Origin of the sequence: Aliihoeflea aestuarii, assembly GCF_024105665.1 — a bacterium.
Taxonomy (GTDB): Bacteria; Pseudomonadota; Alphaproteobacteria; order Rhizobiales; family Rhizobiaceae; genus Aliihoeflea; species Aliihoeflea aestuarii.
The window spans coordinates 1-15,318 of sequence record NZ_JAAAMK010000006.1; the positions used below are offsets into that span (position 1 = coordinate 1).

The window sequence follows — 15,318 nt, forward strand, 5'->3', positions numbered from 1 at the left end:
TGCACTATGATCTGGGATATATCGACCTGGAACAGAAGACCTTGCAGACCATCGACAACCCGTTCGGCACGAGGTTGTCACCCATGTCTTAGGTACATTCTGTTACCCATGTCTCCGGGTCGTACATGATTTAAATGGTCGGAGCGGCGGGATTCGAACCCACGACCCCTTGACCCCCAGTCAAGTGCGCTACCGGGCTGCGCTACGCTCCGAACCGGGGCAAGCTCTAATTGGTCGATGGGGGCAAGGCAAGCGCATAATTGCGCCTTGCGCGCAAAAGGTCCGGTGCCGCTCGGGAAGCCTTGCGCTGATGCCGCGCCTCCAGGCCCATGCAGCCCCAGATGATGCCCATCAGAAGATAGAAATGGCGCCAGTGATCCATGTCGATCACCGTGCCCAGCATGATGTGCCCGACGAAGACCAGCCATGCGCACAGGAGGTATGGCTGCCACGGACGTTCGCGAAACAGGATTCGAAAGCCGCCGGCGACCGTCCAGACGATGAGCGTCACATAGGCGGCAAAGCCGGTCCACCCATAATCCATCAGCGCTTTCAGCCAGATATTGTGCGTGTCCTCGCCGAAGATCGTTCCGAAAACCAGTGGGCCGATGCCGAGCGGCCGTTCGGCGGCGAGCGCGAAGCCCATGCCGAAACGCGCGAAACGCCCCATTCTGGCTCCGTCATAGTCCTGAACGAGTTGAGCGCGCACTTCGAAGAGCGCCGCCACCGAGGGGATTTGAAGGGCGATCGCGATGGCCAGAACGATCAACCCGATACCCAGAAGCGCCATCGCCAGAATGCGCAGTCTCAAACGATTGCTGAAGGTTCTGACGAACAGGACGGTGCAAAGCCCGATCGCCGAAACCGCATAAAGACCCCACGCGCCGCGCGAGAAGGAAAGGAAGATCGCGAAGCTGAGAAGAAGAACGCCCATGACCTGAAGTGGCATCCTGAGCGGACGGCCCGTGACAAGGCCATGAAGCAGCCAGACCGCCGGCGTGACGAGGAAAGGCCCGAACACATTGGGATCCTTGAAGGCGCCGGCCGCCCGGTCGTAGAGCGTGAAGCGCTCGGCTCCGGGGAAGGCGTGGAAATAGCCCATTATGCCCAGCATACCGGTCAGGCAGGCCGCAACCGTCCACCCGATGAGGACGGGTCGCAACAGTTCGTGGCGTTTTTCGATGATGGCCGCGAAGAAGACCGCCGTGAGGGCGAGAAACGCGGTGACCGCCAGATAAAGCGGCGTCCCGCCGAAATCGGCCATCTGCGTCATCGAGATCATCCCGCCGACGAGATAGAGAACCCAGAGCGAAAGCAGTGGCGCGATCGTGCGCGAGATCGTCAGGCCGAGCAGCGCCCACACGCCGATCAGCCCGACCATGTAAAGGTCGAAGGGGGCGGGCTCGCTCTGAACGAACCCTGCCAGCGCGACGCCGAAGCCGATCGCGACCGGTATGGCAAGCGACACGATCTTGGCGTCGATCGCCGAGCGCGGTAGGGTTTGCACGGGTGCGCTCAATACGCATTCTCCGTGTTGAGAAGCCGGATCGGCGTCAGGAGAAGGATCTTCAGGTCGAAACCGAGCGACCAGTTCTCGATATAGTCGAGGTCGTATTCTGTCCGCCGGCGGATCTTGTCGTCATGGTCGATCTCGCCGCGAAGGCCGTTGATCTGCGCCCATCCGGTGACGCCCGGCTTGACGCGGTGACGCGCGAAATAGCCGTCGACGACTTCCTCGAAGAGGCGGTCTTGCGAAAACCCCTTCAAAGCATGCGGACGCGGGCCGACCAGCGAGAGCGATCCGCCGAGCGAATTGAAGAATTGCGGCAGCTCGTCGATCGAGGTCTTGCGGATGAAGCGGCCGACGCGCGTCACGCGCGGATCGCCTTTCGTGACGACCTTGCGGGCCTGCGGATCGCTCTGGTCGGCATACATCGACCGGAACTTCCAGACCTCGATCACCTCGTTGTTGAAGCCGTGCCGCTTCTGCTTGAAGAAGACCGGGCCCTTGCTGTCGAGCTTGATGGCAATGGCGGTCGCAATCATCACCGGCGAAAACACGATCAGGCCGGCCAGGCTGAACGCGATGTCGAACAGGCGCTTGGCGACCGAATCCCAGTCGTTGATCGGCTTGTCGAAGATGTCGAGCATCGGCACGGAGCCGACATAGGAATAGGCGCGGGGGCGGAAGCGCAACTGGCTCGAATGGGCGGACAGGCGAATGTCGACCGGCAGCACCCAGAGGCGTTTGAGCAGGGAGAGCACGCGCGACTGGGCGCTGAGCGGCAATGACACAATCAGCATGTCGACGCGCGCCATTCGGGCGAATTCCACGAGTTCGGCGACCGAGCCGAGCTTGGGATAGCCTGCCACGACGGCCGGCGAACGCGCATCGTCGCGATCGTCGAAGATGCCGCAGATGCGGATGTCGTTGTCCGGGTCCTGCTCGATCGTGCGGATCAGGGTCTCGGCCGGCTTGCCGCCGCCGACGATCAGCGCGCGCCGCTCCATCGTGCCGTCCCGCGCCCAGCGCCGGATGAGGGCGGACAGAACGAGGCGGGTCAGCAGCATCAACGCCAGCCCGGCCACCAGCCAGCCCGCGAACCAGACGCGCGAGAACTCCGCCGATATCTTCAGGAAGAACCCGGCCATGGCGAGCAGCGCGAAAGCCGCGGTCATGACAAGTGCCATGCGCGGCAGATAGACGAATGGCCGGCGCAGGACGGCAAGTTGATAGAGGTTTGCGAATTCGAGGAGGAACACGCTCAGGGCGGCCCCGGCGAGGATCACCAGCGGGTAGGCGTAGGTCAGTCCGGTGGGCGCGCCCGTATAAAGGAGAAACACCGCCAGACCGCCAAGCGCGATAAGCACGAATTCGCTCAGGCGAAGCAGCCCGCTGATCATGACGGGCGACATCGTGTTGCGGCGATAGTGCGATGCGATCTGCCGCGCGACGGGATTGAGTTCGCTTGCGGCGGCAGCGGGCGCTGCGCCGTCTTCGAAGGCATGGACGGCTTCGGCCGTAAACTGATGGCTCGGCTGGGTCTTGTTCATCGACACGCTCGCAAACTTGCGAGGACGTTAATCGTCGCGCGCCTAAGAAAGCCTTGAAATGCGCGCCGGGGCCAGGATCACACGCTTTTACGGTAAATGCTTTCGATACGTCCCGCCATGGCGGACGCGCCGAAACGGGCGCGCAGGGCTTCCGGCTGCGGCATGGCGGCCGGCAGCCACGCGGGTTCGTCCAGCGCGCGCATCATCTTTTCGGCGATGTCGTCGGCGTTCGGCTGCATCAATGCGCAACTGGCCTCGCCCAGTATTTCAGGAATGCCGCCGACAGCGGTCGCGATCATCGCGCGCTGCGCCGCCAGTGCCTCCAGCACGATGTAGGGCATCGCCTCGGCACGCGAGGGAACGACCATGATGCGAGCGAGGGCGAAAGCCTCGCGCGCGGGCATTGCGGGATGGAACACGACATCAAGGCCGAGTTCGCCGGCGCGTGCGCGGTAGCGTGGCAGGTCGTCGCCGTCGCCGACCATATGCGCGCTGACGCCGGGAAAACGCATCCGCGTGCGTGCCAGCGCCTCGATGAAGAGATCCGGCCCCTTCAGATCGCGCATCATGCCGATATAGAGAAAGTCGGCGGCATCGGGCAGCATCTCGACGGGTTCGAATTCCCTGTCGTGGACGCCGTTATAGACGAGGCTGTTGGCGGCGCGCGGTTCGCCAATCTTTTCGATATAGGTCCGGCGTTCATGTTCGGACACGAACAGGACGTGATCGCAGAACCGTTCCAGTTGCCGCTCGACAAGAAAGTAACCGCGCCCGGCAGCCGACCTGCGGTCGTAGTGAAGCACGCCGCCATGCGGGGAATAAAGGCGCGCCAGCGACCGGTTGCGGCGTTTGAGAAGCGAGCCGAAGACGCGCGCGTAAAAGCCGCCTTTCGCGCCATGGCCGTGAAGGACGTCCGGACGCAGCCCCGCGATCGCCCGATACGTGTTCCTGGCGGCGGTCAGGTCACCGATGCCGATCTGGCGCTGCATGTCGATGCGTTGGACTCCAAGGGCCAGGTGAGGCTCGATCTTCTGGAACAGATGATCCTCGTGTGCGCCGCCCGTGCTCGCATCGCACACGATCGCGACCTGATGTCCCGCCGCGTGCTGCGCCATTGCGAGATCGCGGACATGGCGGAAAATACCGCCGACAGGAGATCGGAAGGCGTGGACGATACGCATTCGGCTCTTATGCGCGAAGAACTCTAAAAGAACCTTTCGCGGATATAGAGCGCGTCTCCGGGAAGGATCGGGTCGCTGGTGCGCACGCGGCCCGTCATGACCTCGCCGTTGATCTGGCGGGTGATGTCCACGTCGCGTTGCTGGGCGCGGGGCGTGAAACCGCCCGCCGAAGCGATGGCCTTTTGCACGGTCATGCCCGGCACATAGGAATACTGCCCGGCAGCGCCGACCTCGCCCATGATGAAGACCGGCCGGTAGCGGTCGATCTCGGCAGTGACGTCGGGGCTGCGGATATAGCCCTCACGCAGCTTGGCGGCGATCTGTCCCTCGATCTGCTGGAGCGTGTGGCCGCGCGCGGCGACGGACCCGATCAGCGGGAAGGCGATGTAGCCGGACTGGTCCACCGCATAGGTGTTGCTGAGCGATTCCTGCTCGAAAACGGAAATGCGCACGCGGTCGCCCGCGTCCAGCACATAAGGCTGGTTGATCGCCTCGTGGAAGGCATGGGGCGCGGGCTCATAGCTCGCGCAGGCCGCCAAAGGGGCGAGGGCGAGCAGACCGTAGAGAGCGTAGCTTTTCATGACCGTAAGGACGTCCCCTGAGCCGCGCACGCAGCCACGTTTCCTGACGGTTCGTTATCGGCTTGTTAAGGTTAACACCCGGTAAAGGAAAGCCTGAAGGATAACATGGCCGGTTCGACTTCATTAACTTCATGGTTACCATGTGTATTTACTTGTTGGGCAAATTGGCCGGAGCAGATTCGCCATGAGCGCAACGCAGATGGGTGGCAGTGACGTCGATATCGATCTTCGACGCCTCGCGATAAGCGTGCGCGAGCGGTGGCGCATGATCCTGTCCGTCGCATTGCTTGCCGGGCTCGCGGGCTTCCTTTTCGTCTATTTCTCGACCCCTCTCTATCGCGCCGAAACGCGCATTTTGATCGAGGCGCGCGAATCCGCCTATACGCGCACCGCCGGGCAGGGCGACGGCGAACGGCCGATCTTCGACGACGAGGGCGTCACCAGCCAGGTCGAAGTGATCCGTTCCAGCGATATCCTGCGCCAGGTCGCAGACGATCTCGGCCTTTCCGAGCGCAGCGAGTTCCAGGCGAGCGGCCTCATGGTCCGGCTCGGTTTGCGCACGCCGGACGAGCTTATGCGCGACCAGCAGACCATCGACATCATGCGCGAGAAGCTCGACGTCTACCGGGTGGAAAACTCGCGCGTCATCGTCATCCGCTTTTCCTCGCTGGACAGGCAATTGGCGGCCGATGTGCCGAACGCGATCGCGGACGCCTATATCGAAGAGCAGCGCGCGGCAAAGCTCTTGTCGAATGAAGACGCGACTGGCTGGCTCGCGCCGGAGATTGCCGATCTTCGCGACCGCGTGCGCGATGCGGAAGCGGCCGTCGCCGCGTTTCGCGCCGATACGGGTCTTCTGATCGGACAGAACAATTCGACGCTGACCAGCCAGCAACTGTCGGAGCTTTCGTCGGAACTTTCGCGCGTGCGTGCAAGCCGCTCGCAGGCCGAGTCGCGCGCCGAAGGCGTTCGCCAGGCGCTTGAAACGGGAGGCTCTCTCGAAGCGGTTCCCGAAGTGCTCAATTCTTCGGTCGTTCAGCGCCTTCGCGAGCGGGAAGGGCAGTTGCAGGCGGAAATCGCCGACCTGTCGACGACGTTGCTCGACAATCACCCGCGCCTGCGCGGCCTTCGCTCGCAGCTTGCCGATATTTCCAATCGTGTGCGTGAGGAGGCGCGGACCGTTCTCGTCAGCCTCGAAAACGAGGCGCTTGCCGCCCAGCGCGTCGAAGCACGCCTGCAAGGCGAACTCGATGCACTGAAGGCAACCTCCGCGACGGCCGGCTCCGAGGAAGTCGAACTGCGCGCGCTGGAGCGTGAAGCCACGGCCCAGCGCGAGTTGCTCGAATCCTATCTGACGCGGTTTCGCGAGGCGAGTGCGCGCGGCGACCGCAACTATCTTCCCGTCGATGCCCGCGTCTTCGCCCGTGCGACGCCTCCGGTCTCCTCCTACTATCCAAGGCTCGTGCCGATCGTCGGCGCGGCCTTCGCCGGATCGCTTCTCATCATGATCATCGGCACGCTTCTCGGTGAACTGTTCAGCGGCCGCGCGATGCGCCCCGCTCCGCAGGCGAGCCGCGCTGAGCCGGTGCCGCATCTGGCCATGCCCGCCGCCGCTTCCATGGACACGCCGGAAGGCGAAACGCCGCTCGATCTCTCGGTGCAGACAGCGGCCGCGCATCTGATCGCCACGGATGCCGCACGGGCGGTGTTTCTGTCGCCGGAAGGCGAGGAAGCGTCCACGGCATCAGTAATGGTGGCCCGGGAACTCGCCGACGCCGGCATACGGGTGCTCTACCTCGACCTGACCGTGTCGGGCACGCCGTCGAGCTACATGCTGGAAAGCCGCATCTATACCGGCATCACCAATCTTCTGGCGGCCGAGGCACAGTTCACCGAAACGATCCATGGCGATCTTTATTCGGATTGCCACGTCATTCCGGTGGGAACGGCGGAGGCTCGAAGGGCCATGCGGGCGGCCGACCGGTTGCCGATCATACTGACGTCGCTGACCACCGCTTACGACATCGTCGTCATCGAATGCGGGCCGACGCAGATCGACGGCCTGCGCCGCGTCATGGGACAGGCGACCGAGATATTGATCGGAGCGATCGACGGACAGGATCATCGCGTCGAGAAGATCGCGCGCAGCCTCTTCGAGGCCGGCTACGGCGAAGCGATGCGCGTCGTCCCGACCGCGCCGCTCGAACGCGATGCGAGCCGCACGGTCGCGTAGGCACAGGAAAGAATCACAATGTCAAAGTCTCATCTTTTCTCGCCGATCAATGTCGGCGGACTGGAACTCGCGAACCGTATCGTGATCGCCCCGATGTGCCAGTATTCGGCCGAGGACGGCCGGATGACGGACTGGCACATGATGCACCTCGGCCAACTGTCGCATTCTGGGGCAGGGTTGCTCACCATCGAGGCCACCGCCGTTGAGCCGGCGGGCCGAATAACCGCCGGCGACGTCGGTCTTTGGGATGACGCAACACAGGCTGCCATCGCGGCTGTTGTCGCTTCCATCCGTCGGTGGTCTTCGATGCCGCTCGCCATTCAGCTCGCTCACGCAGGGAGAAAAGCTTCCTGCGATCTGCCCTGGCAGGGAGGCGCACAACTTCCGCCGGATCATGGCCGCGGATGGCAGACCTTCGGCCCCTCCACGGTGCCGTTTTCTCCTAAGGACAACCCGCCGGTCGCGCTCGACGAGGCTGGGCTGGAGCGGGTCAAGAATGCGTTCGAGCAGGCGGCGAGGCGGTCTGCGAGGCTTGGCTTCGACGCCATTCAAGTCCATGCCGCACATGGCTATTTGCTTCACAGCTTCCTTTCGCCGTTGTCCAATCAGCGTAACGACGAGTACGGCGGTAGCCTCGAAAACCGCATGCGGTTCCCGCTGGAAGTTTTCGAGGCGGTGCGCGCCGCGTTTCCAGCGGATCGTCCTGTCACGCTGCGTGTTTCGGCCACCGACTGGATCGAAGGTGGTTGGGACGTCACTCAGACCATCGCGCTGGCTCAGGCGCTTGAGGAACGCGGCTGCGCCGCGATCAATGTCTCCAGCGGCGGATTGCATGTCGATCAGCAAATTCCGATCTCGCCGAGCTATCAGGTCCCGTTGGCGCGAAAGGTGAAAGAGGCGGTCACAATCCCGGTCGTTGCCGTCGGGTTGATCACCGAACCCGAGCAGGCTGAAGCAGTCGTTGCGACCGGCGATGCCGATATGATCGGGCTGGCCCGCACCATTCTTTACGATCCGCGCTGGCCTTGGCACGCCGCCGCCAAGCTCCAAGCCTCGGTGGAAGCGCCGCCACAATATTGGCGCAGCCAGCCATCCGGACTACGCGGGTTGTTCAAGCCCTCGTAAGGTCCGTTCTCCGGAGCGGTTACCGAAAGCGGCGCAACGCCTTAACCGCGCCCAGAAGCTGCGGATTCGCCTTCACCTTTTGCTTTGCACCGGCAAGCAGGTTCGACCCTGCCACCGCCAGCCGCCCCATCGCGGAAAGCGGAGCGATGACGTCGAAATGGATGATTTCGGTGTCGCACCAGGAACGCTTGTAGGCTTCGTCACCGACGCTGAAATCGTAGAAGCGCAGCCCTTTCGCACAGGCCGCCTCGATATTGGCGTAAGCGACGAATTCGCCGGGACTGGTCGAGGTCAAATCGTCGTCCTCGATTGCGCCGAATTCGCATATGCTGCGATCGGCGAGGAGCGACGACCCCGTGATCGCGCGCGGTGTACCGCCGACGAAAAGCGCTTCAAGCGTGAACGGATGGGCCGGATCGTCAAGGCTCGCAGTGAAAAGGCTGCGCCAGAATTCCTTGACGCACGGCTCTGCAAAAACATCGGGAATGCCTGCCTTTTCGAAGCGTGCACGTTTCATGCGAATGAATGCGCCGAGAATTTTATCGATTTCCGCCGGTGTTGCCGCCGTCCTCAAATCCTCGCCACCGGCTTCCTCGAACCGCCGCAACTGCATCCGGCGCTTCTTCGCCTTCTTCTTGCCGTTCGCTCGCTCCAGCAGGCCGGTAAATCCCCCCTCCAGACTGGCAGCCAGAGCAATATTGGGGCTCGACCGTGTCGTCAGAGCGGACAAGAAATTGGTCTGTCCAGCAAGTTTGGAATGTTGCCTTTCAAGCGATAGCACCGTGACATGCGGCACCGCTGACTTTATGCCGCTCGCCAGTATTTCGGCCGAGATATGCAGATCAGGCGATATGCAGGGACAGAAATTTCCGTTCGCGTGATTGCCGCCGGCAAATTGCAGCACCGACAGACCACTGCGTCGCACTTCGACCAAAGGCAGGGCCGCGACCGGATGCCCCTTGTCGAGAAGCCAGACGATATGGCCGGGTTCATTCGACGCTTTCAGCCACGTCTCGTACCAGAGCGGTGTCTGTGCGGCGCCGGTGACGCGCGGCGATGCGAAGCTGCGATAGTCGGCGCACGCCTGTTCGTCGGCCCGCTGGACGACGATTTCAAGGTCGCGGACATCCGCCACAGCCTTCGTCGGCGCATCAACCATGCTTCAACTCTTCGCTTCTAGGTTTCATTCACAGCCCTGCCGTTTCGCCGGACGCTAGACCACAAAGGTTTCCAAATGACCGACGTCCGTGAACGGGTTCGCAAATTCGTGTTATCGGCCTCGCGGTGGACCGGCGTCGCGCGGTTCGCATCACCCTATCTCGCCGGCATCGGTGCCATCCTGATGCTGCACAGCGTAACCGTGCGGCCGCGCCGCGCGCTCGGCGTCAACGCACATCTGTCGATCACGCCGGACTTTCTCGACCGCGCGATCGCGGACATGAAGCGCGCTGGATATACGTTCGTTTCGCTGGACGAACTCGCCGAAGCGATGGCTGGCAAGCGTCGCAGCGTTGCAGCCATCACCCTCGACGACGCCTATCTCGACAATTACGTCGAGGCGCTGCCGGTCTTCGAAAGCCATGGCGTGCCCTTCACCATCTTCGTCGCGCCCGGTCTGATTGACGGCGCGGTGCAGCCATGGTGGGAGGTCGTGGAAGAACTGGCGCTTGCGCATGACCGCATCACGCTGCCGCAATCGGCCGGCGGCACGGACCTGGCGAGCCGGAGCCGAGCCGAAAAGCACGCAGCGGCACGTCAGCTCATGACATTGATGACGACCGACATTTCCGAAGCCGGCCGACAGGCGGTTCTCGACGAAATGGGCGGGCGCGCGGTTGCAACGAGCCCCTTCATGTCATGGGATCAGATCGAAGAGATCGACCGCCATCCCCTCTGCACCATTGGCGCACATACCATCCATCACTACAATCTCGCCCGGCTCGACAATGATGTCGCGCTGGCCGAAATGCTCGGATCCGCCGATATTCTGGAAAAGCGGCTCGGTCACCGCCCGGTCCATTTCGCCTATCCCTACGGCTATGCCGCCGCAGTTGGCGCGCGCGAGGTGCGGCTGGCGGAACAGGCAGGCTTTCGAACGGCAGTCACGACGCGCCACGGGACGATCCATCGCGAGCATCGCGATCATTTTCACGCGCTTCCGCGTATTTCGCTCAACGGGAATTATCAGGGAATCGGGCACCTGCGCACGATGCTGACCGGCTTTTCGGCCTTCGCCAATTCGGGCAGGCGGGTCGTGACCTTATAGGTCGCGGGTGAGCTCGCGCTTCGAAGGCTTCGTCATCCAACTGATGATGAACATGGCCGGGATGACCCAGAGGAATCCCGTGAAGAAGAAATAGGCCAGATGCACCCACGCGCTCGACTCGGCGAGCTGCGCCACGGCGAAGATCGTCGCGACGATCGCATAGACGCTGACGAGCAGAACCAGAAGAAAGGTTCCGATGAGCTTTTTGACGCGGACGGGCATGGGCGTTTCCTTTGCGCGCTAGATAAGCGAGACGGCCGGCCAAGGCAAACGCGACGGCGCGTCGCGGGCGCGAGCCTTGCAACGGCAGCAATGATGCGGCACTGCTTCGCCACGCAAATTTCCTTGAGGACATCGTCATGGCCATGGCGGCACAAGCAGGCATCCGGCCGATCGGCCTGAGCGTCGAAGAACGCAATCGGCGCATGGTGCGCTACTGGCTCTATCTGGTTCTGCTCGTGCTGTTCGCGCTTTTCGTCGTCGGCGGCGCAACGCGGCTGACCGGCTCCGGTCTGTCGATCACCGAATGGAAGCCGATCCACGGCGTCATTCCACCCATCGGCGAAGCGCAGTGGCAGGAGGAACTGGAGAAGTACCGCCAGATTCCGCAATATCAGGAAATCAACCGGGGCATGAGCCTCGACGAGTTCAAGACGATCTTCTGGTGGGAATGGGGACACCGCATTCTGGCGCGGGGCGTCGGTTTTCTCGTCGCGCTACCGCTCGCCTTCTTCTGGTTGACGGGACGTCTTGAAAGCCATCTGAAGCCGAAGCTGCTCGGGCTTCTGGCGCTTGGCGGCCTGCAAGGCTTTATCGGCTGGTGGATGGTCGCGTCGGGCTTGTCCGAGCGCGTTTCGGTCAGCCAGTACCGGCTTGCCGTTCATCTCGTTCTGGCCTGCGTGATCTTCACCGCGACGATGCTGATCGCACGCGGGCTCGCCCCACACTCGGCCCCGCCGACCGCAACGCGTACACGAAGTCAGGCCGGTTGGCTGCTCGTTCTCGTGCTCTTTCAGATCTATCTCGGTGCGCTGGTCGCCGGGCTTCATGCGGGCCTGACCTTCAACACATGGCCGCTGATGGACGGGCAGGTCTGGCCGAGCGGGCTTCTGGTGATGGACCCAGCCTGGGTCAACTTCTTCGAGAACCCGAAAACAGTTCAGTTCATGCACCGGCTGGGCGCCTACGTGCTTTTCGCGATGTCGATCTGGCATGTGATCGTCGCATGGCGCGAGGAGCCTCGGTCGCCCCATGCGCGCCGCGCCATGGTCCTGTTCGCGCTGGTGCTGGCGCAGGCGATCATCGGTATCATGACGCTGGTGATGGTCGTGCCGCTTGGACTGGCGCTGACGCACCATGCCTTCGCGATCGTCGTTCTCGGCTTCGCCGCCGCACACTGGCGGGCTGCGAAGGGGCCGTACCCCTTGCCCTCGCAGGCGATCAGGGTCTGAGGCGGGCAACCTTCAGTGCGTGTGCGACGGCGAGGCTTCGTTCGGCCTCGTTTCCGTTGCTATCCTCCAGATGCCACGCGGCGGACAGGCAGGAATGGGCAAAGCCCCAGTCGAGCAGACATTCGCGGGCATGGCCGAGTTTTTCGGACAGGATCGTAGCCATGCGCGATGCGCGCTCAGGATCGGCGCGCATGGGGCTTTCTACGGGATTGTGGAAGAGGTTGGCGGCGTCATAGGCAGGATCGCCCAGAAGTCCCTTGGCGTCGATCGCCAGCCATCCGCGCGGGCCGCGAAGGATGTTCTCGTGATGCAGGTCTCCATGCAAGGGGACCGATTCCGTCGATTGGGCAAACAGGCGGCTCGCCGTTTCGGCTGCTTCCCCGAAGATGCCGCCGTCGCTCCTTGCGCGCGCAAACAGGCTCCTGAACTGCTCTTCGAGCGGCATCAGTCCCTCTGCTCCTGAACGGGGCGCAGTAGCTTGGAGGGCGGCGAGCGCTCCGGCCGCGATGCGCGTCGCTTCGTCGTCGCCGATGCGAACCATGTGGTCCCGCAAAGTCTCGTCACCCGCATCCTCAAGCATCTGCCATGCGCCGCCATGGCAGATCAGACGGACGCAGCCATGTCCGTCGCGAAGTCGCAGAAAGGCGATCGCATGGGGCAGTTCCGGGAGGGCGAGGGCACTTGCGCGCTTGACGACGACATTCGTACCCGCGTGGCGCGCCCGCCACACCGTGCCGCCGATGCCGTCGGCGATTTCGACGGCCTCAATGATCGCCCAGGCGTCGGGAAATCCGATCAAACCGCGCGCTTCGACAGCATCAAATCCATGTTCTGGACGGCGGCTCCCGAAGCGCCTTTGCCGAGATTGTCGAGCACGGCGACAAGGTTCGCCTGACCCTTGCCCTCGGTGCCGAAGACGAAGAGCTTCATGCGATCGGTGTCGTTGAGCTCGGTCGGATCGATGCGCGCCAGCTTCGCGCTGTCGCCCAGCGACACGATTTCGACGACGTCCTGCCCCGCATAGTGCTTTTCGAGCGCGGCATGAAGGTCTGAGAGTGATGGCGCATTGTTCAGATCACCCAGATGCAGCGGCACCTGCACGATCATGCCCTGCGCGAAGCGGCCGACGCTTGGCGAAAAGATCGGCAAGTGGTCGAGAAGCCCGTGCTCCTTCATCTCCGGCAGGTGCTTGTGGGTGAGGGTGAGACCGTAGAGAAAATGCGGCGAACCGATATGGTCCGGCGCATCCTCGTTCTCCATCTGGGCGACGAGTTGCTTGCCGCCGCCCGTATAACCGGACACGGCGTTGACCGTGACCGGATAGCCCGATGGCAGGATGCCGGCTTTCACCAGCGGACGGATCAGGCCGATCGCACCAGTCGGGTAGCAGCCGGGATTGGCGACGAGCCGCGCCGATGCGATCTTTTCGGCCTGGCCTTCGTCCAGTTCGGCAAACCCATAGGCCCAGTCGGGATTGATCCGGTTCGCCGTCGACGTGTCGATCACCCGTGTGGAGTTGGTCCCGTCGAGCATCGCGACGGCCTGTTTCGCCGCATCGTCCGGCAGGCACAATATGGCGATGTCGGCCGCTTTCAGCATCTCCTCGCGCAGCGCGTCGTTGCGGCGTTCGGCTTCCGGAATGGAAAGCATGTCGAGGTCGCCGCGCGCGGCGAGCCGCTGCCGGATCTGAAGCCCGGTCGTGCCGTGTTCGCCGTCGATGAAAATCCTGGGTTTCATGGAAATGCTCGTTTCGAATGAATTTTCAAAGGGATGCAGCCGCATCCGGACTCTGTTTGGTATCGCCTTGAATCAGCGCTTCAGCCGTCGTCGTTCCATGACGAGCCCGATATAGTGCTGCGCTACGGTCGCGCCCGCGATCGCCGTGATATCGGCATGGTCGTAGGCGGGCGCAACCTCGACGATATCGGCGCCGACGATGTCGAGCGAGCCGAGCGCGCGTAGGACCGACAGCATGCGCGCCGATGACGGGCCGCCGGCGACTGGCGTACCGGTGCCCGGCGCGAAAGCGGGATCGAGGCAGTCGATATCGAAGGTCAGATAGGTCTTGGCGTCGCCGACGCGCGCCCTGATGGCGGCGGCGATCTCGTCTGCCTTCATCTCCTCGACCTCATGGCCGTGGATGATCTGGATGCCGAAATCATCCGGCGCATGGGTGCGAATGCCGATCTGGACCGAGCGCTCAGGAACGATCACGCCATCGCGAACCGCGCGCGCGACGAAAGAGCCGTGGTCGATGCGCCTGCCGTCATCGAACCAGGTATCCTGATGCGCGTCGAACTGGACGAGCGCCAGCGGACCATGCTTGGCCGCATGCGCTTTCAGGATCGGCCAGGTGACGAAATGGTCGCCGCCCATCGAAAGCAGGAAGGCGTCATCCGTGATCAGCCTTGCCGTCTCGCGCTCGATGGTCGCGGGCGTTTCCTGATGGTTGCCGTAGTCGAGCAGGCAGTCGCCATAATCGATGACCGCCAGATCCTCGAAGAGGTCGGCATGGAATGGATATTGCGGATCGTTGTCGAAGATCGCCGACGCGCGACGGATCGCCTGTGGCCCGAACCGCGCACCCGGACGGTTCGAAACGGCCGCATCGAACGGAATGCCCCAGACGATAACGTCGGCCCCGGAAATATCCTTCGTATAACGACGGCGCATGAACGACAGCGCCCCCGCATGGGTCGGATCGCTCGCCGCACCCTTGAGGGCAGGAGCCGTGAAGGCGTTGTCGATGGTTTTTTCGGGCATTGAACCTATTGCCTTATAGCAGCTTCTCGTAGTCTCGTGCGCCGTGAAGAATGTGAAGGACTTCGACGACCTCGTCACGACATCGATAGAAAATCAGGTAATTTCCGTGAACGCGCCGCCGGATTCCAGCATGTTCGTATCCTTCGACGATTGGAAACGCCAAAGCATTTTCGCTGAGCGTTCGGCACCGTTCGTGAAGGGCATCGACTAGGCGCTCGGCTGCGGCTGGGCGATCAAGCGATATCTGGCCGAGAATATCGATGAGATCGGACCATGCCGCATCGGTTATGACGACTTTCATCCCCGGCGCGCGCGCTCTTCCGCAAGTGTGCTGCGTAGCCGAGTGAATACTTCATCCACCGGCGTCACGCGACCGGATTCGGCGTCGCTCAGGCCCTTGGTGATCGCTGCGTCAATGCTTTGACGCCGTTCTTCTCGCTCGCGTTCTTGAAAATAGCGTTCGCGGATAAGCGTTCGAACATATTCGCTGTTCGAGGCGAAGGCGCCCTTGCGCGTCTGCTCGCGAACGAATTGTTCAAGATCGTCGGTAAGCGTAAGTGTCATCTGACCAGCCGATCTCATGGCAGCCTCCATTTCGTACAGTGCTTTACAGTGTATGCGAGACGAACAGAAAGCCAAACGAAAAAAGCGGACCCGAAGGCCC

15 protein-coding genes and 1 tRNA gene are annotated in these 15,318 nt (G+C 62.7%); 4 read left to right on the forward strand and 12 right to left on the reverse strand.

The features are described 5' to 3' along the window. Positions 1-135: 135 nt before the first annotated feature. The 5 genes from GTW25_RS12990 to GTW25_RS13010 form a co-directional block, all read right to left on the reverse strand. Positions 136-212: transfer RNA gene (locus tag GTW25_RS12990), tRNA-Pro, on the reverse strand. A 14-nt stretch (positions 213-226) separates the two neighbouring features. Beyond that, complete coding sequence (locus GTW25_RS12995; RefSeq protein WP_252912566.1) at positions 227-1,519, reverse strand: O-antigen ligase family protein; 1,293 nt, start codon at positions 1,517-1,519, stop codon at positions 227-229. Next, complete coding sequence (locus tag GTW25_RS13000; protein WP_252912567.1) at positions 1,516-3,054, reverse strand: undecaprenyl-phosphate glucose phosphotransferase; 1,539 nt, start codon at positions 3,052-3,054, stop codon at positions 1,516-1,518. The genes GTW25_RS12995 and GTW25_RS13000 overlap by 4 nt, the downstream gene beginning before the upstream one ends. Positions 3,055-3,131: 77 nt before the next feature. Beyond that, on the reverse strand, positions 3,132-4,235 hold the full coding sequence (locus GTW25_RS13005; protein ID WP_252912568.1) for a glycosyltransferase family 4 protein: 1,104 nt from the start codon (positions 4,233-4,235) through the stop codon (positions 3,132-3,134). A 23-nt stretch (positions 4,236-4,258) separates the two neighbouring features. Further along, a complete protein-coding gene (locus GTW25_RS13010; RefSeq protein ID WP_252912569.1) occupies positions 4,259-4,816 on the reverse strand; it encodes a polysaccharide biosynthesis/export family protein in 558 nt (185 codons plus the stop codon). 184 nt (positions 4,817-5,000) lie between these two features. Between GTW25_RS13010 and GTW25_RS13015 the strand changes: the two genes are divergently transcribed. Continuing rightward, positions 5,001-7,049, forward strand: a complete 2,049-nt coding sequence (locus GTW25_RS13015; protein ID WP_252912570.1) for a Wzz/FepE/Etk N-terminal domain-containing protein — start codon at positions 5,001-5,003, stop codon at positions 7,047-7,049. Positions 7,050-7,067: 18 nt separating this feature from the next. Next, complete coding sequence (locus GTW25_RS13020; RefSeq protein WP_252912571.1) at positions 7,068-8,174, forward strand: NADH:flavin oxidoreductase/NADH oxidase; 1,107 nt, start codon at positions 7,068-7,070, stop codon at positions 8,172-8,174. Between the two features lie 19 nt (positions 8,175-8,193). Here the strand turns inward: GTW25_RS13020 and GTW25_RS13025 are convergent, their stop codons facing one another. Continuing rightward, a complete protein-coding gene (locus GTW25_RS13025) occupies positions 8,194-9,333 on the reverse strand; it encodes a GNAT family N-acetyltransferase (protein WP_252912572.1) in 1,140 nt (379 codons plus the stop codon). A gap of 75 nt (positions 9,334-9,408) precedes the next feature. On the opposite strand from GTW25_RS13025, the gene GTW25_RS13030 reads away from it, so the two are divergent. Beyond that, entirely contained in the window at positions 9,409-10,440 is a 1,032-nt protein-coding gene (locus GTW25_RS13030; protein ID WP_252912573.1) for a polysaccharide deacetylase family protein, read from the forward strand. Here GTW25_RS13030 and GTW25_RS13035 read toward each other — a convergent pair. After that, positions 10,435-10,662: a DUF2842 domain-containing protein gene (locus GTW25_RS13035; RefSeq protein ID WP_252912574.1), complete on the reverse strand. Its 228-nt coding sequence runs from the start codon at positions 10,660-10,662 to the stop codon at positions 10,435-10,437. The genes GTW25_RS13030 and GTW25_RS13035 overlap by 6 nt on opposite strands. A gap of 143 nt (positions 10,663-10,805) precedes the next feature. Here GTW25_RS13035 and GTW25_RS13040 point away from each other — a divergent pair, with 143 nt between their 5' ends. After that, a complete protein-coding gene (locus tag GTW25_RS13040) occupies positions 10,806-11,891 on the forward strand; it encodes a COX15/CtaA family protein (protein WP_252912575.1) in 1,086 nt (361 codons plus the stop codon). Here the strand turns inward: GTW25_RS13040 and GTW25_RS13045 are convergent. The 5 genes from GTW25_RS13045 to GTW25_RS13065 all read right to left on the reverse strand — a co-directional run bounded on the left by GTW25_RS13045 (position 11,881) and on the right by GTW25_RS13065 (position 15,218). Further along, on the reverse strand, positions 11,881-12,690 hold the full coding sequence (locus GTW25_RS13045) for an aminoglycoside phosphotransferase family protein (protein WP_252912576.1): 810 nt from the start codon (positions 12,688-12,690) through the stop codon (positions 11,881-11,883). The two genes, GTW25_RS13040 and GTW25_RS13045, sit on opposite strands and share 11 nt — an antisense overlap. Next, entirely contained in the window at positions 12,687-13,628 is a 942-nt protein-coding gene (gene argC / locus GTW25_RS13050) for an N-acetyl-gamma-glutamyl-phosphate reductase (RefSeq protein WP_252912577.1), read from the reverse strand. Before argC ends, GTW25_RS13045 begins: the two co-directional genes overlap by 4 nt. A 72-nt stretch (positions 13,629-13,700) precedes the next feature. Continuing rightward, positions 13,701-14,654: an agmatinase gene (gene speB / locus GTW25_RS13055; RefSeq protein ID WP_252912578.1), complete on the reverse strand. Its 954-nt coding sequence runs from the start codon at positions 14,652-14,654 to the stop codon at positions 13,701-13,703. Positions 14,655-14,667: 13 nt separating this feature from the next. After that, entirely contained in the window at positions 14,668-14,955 is a 288-nt protein-coding gene (locus tag GTW25_RS13060) for a type II toxin-antitoxin system RelE/ParE family toxin (protein ID WP_252912579.1), read from the reverse strand. Further along, the gene (locus GTW25_RS13065; protein ID WP_252912580.1) at positions 14,952-15,218 is read right to left on the reverse strand and encodes a type II toxin-antitoxin system ParD family antitoxin; all 267 of its coding nucleotides are present in this window, start codon (positions 15,216-15,218) and stop codon (positions 14,952-14,954) included. Before GTW25_RS13065 ends, GTW25_RS13060 begins: the two co-directional genes overlap by 4 nt. Positions 15,219-15,318 lie beyond the last annotated feature (100 nt).

Excerpts from the sequence above, each read along its gene's own strand:
- GTW25_RS13000 (WP_252912567.1), bottom strand. The coding sequence starts at position 3,054 with ATGAACAAGACCCAGCCGAGCCATCAGTTTACGGCCGAAGCCGTCCAT.
- GTW25_RS13005 (WP_252912568.1), bottom strand. The coding sequence starts at position 4,235 with ATGCGTATCGTCCACGCCTTCCGATCTCCTGTCGGCGGTATTTTCCGC.
- GTW25_RS13010 (WP_252912569.1), bottom strand. The coding sequence starts at position 4,816 with ATGAAAAGCTACGCTCTCTACGGTCTGCTCGCCCTCGCCCCTTTGGCG.
- GTW25_RS13015 (WP_252912570.1), top strand. The coding sequence starts at position 5,001 with ATGAGCGCAACGCAGATGGGTGGCAGTGACGTCGATATCGATCTTCGA.
- GTW25_RS13020 (WP_252912571.1), top strand. The coding sequence starts at position 7,068 with ATGTCAAAGTCTCATCTTTTCTCGCCGATCAATGTCGGCGGACTGGAA.
- GTW25_RS13025 (WP_252912572.1), bottom strand. The coding sequence starts at position 9,333 with ATGGTTGATGCGCCGACGAAGGCTGTGGCGGATGTCCGCGACCTTGAA.
- GTW25_RS13030 (WP_252912573.1), top strand. The coding sequence starts at position 9,409 with ATGACCGACGTCCGTGAACGGGTTCGCAAATTCGTGTTATCGGCCTCG.
- GTW25_RS13035 (WP_252912574.1), bottom strand. The coding sequence starts at position 10,662 with ATGCCCGTCCGCGTCAAAAAGCTCATCGGAACCTTTCTTCTGGTTCTG.
- GTW25_RS13040 (WP_252912575.1), top strand. The coding sequence starts at position 10,806 with ATGGCGGCACAAGCAGGCATCCGGCCGATCGGCCTGAGCGTCGAAGAA.
- argC (WP_252912577.1), bottom strand. The coding sequence starts at position 13,628 with ATGAAACCCAGGATTTTCATCGACGGCGAACACGGCACGACCGGGCTT.
- speB (WP_252912578.1), bottom strand. The coding sequence starts at position 14,654 with ATGCCCGAAAAAACCATCGACAACGCCTTCACGGCTCCTGCCCTCAAG.
- GTW25_RS13060 (WP_252912579.1), bottom strand. The coding sequence starts at position 14,955 with ATGAAAGTCGTCATAACCGATGCGGCATGGTCCGATCTCATCGATATT.
- GTW25_RS13065 (WP_252912580.1), bottom strand. The coding sequence starts at position 15,218 with ATGACACTTACGCTTACCGACGATCTTGAACAATTCGTTCGCGAGCAG.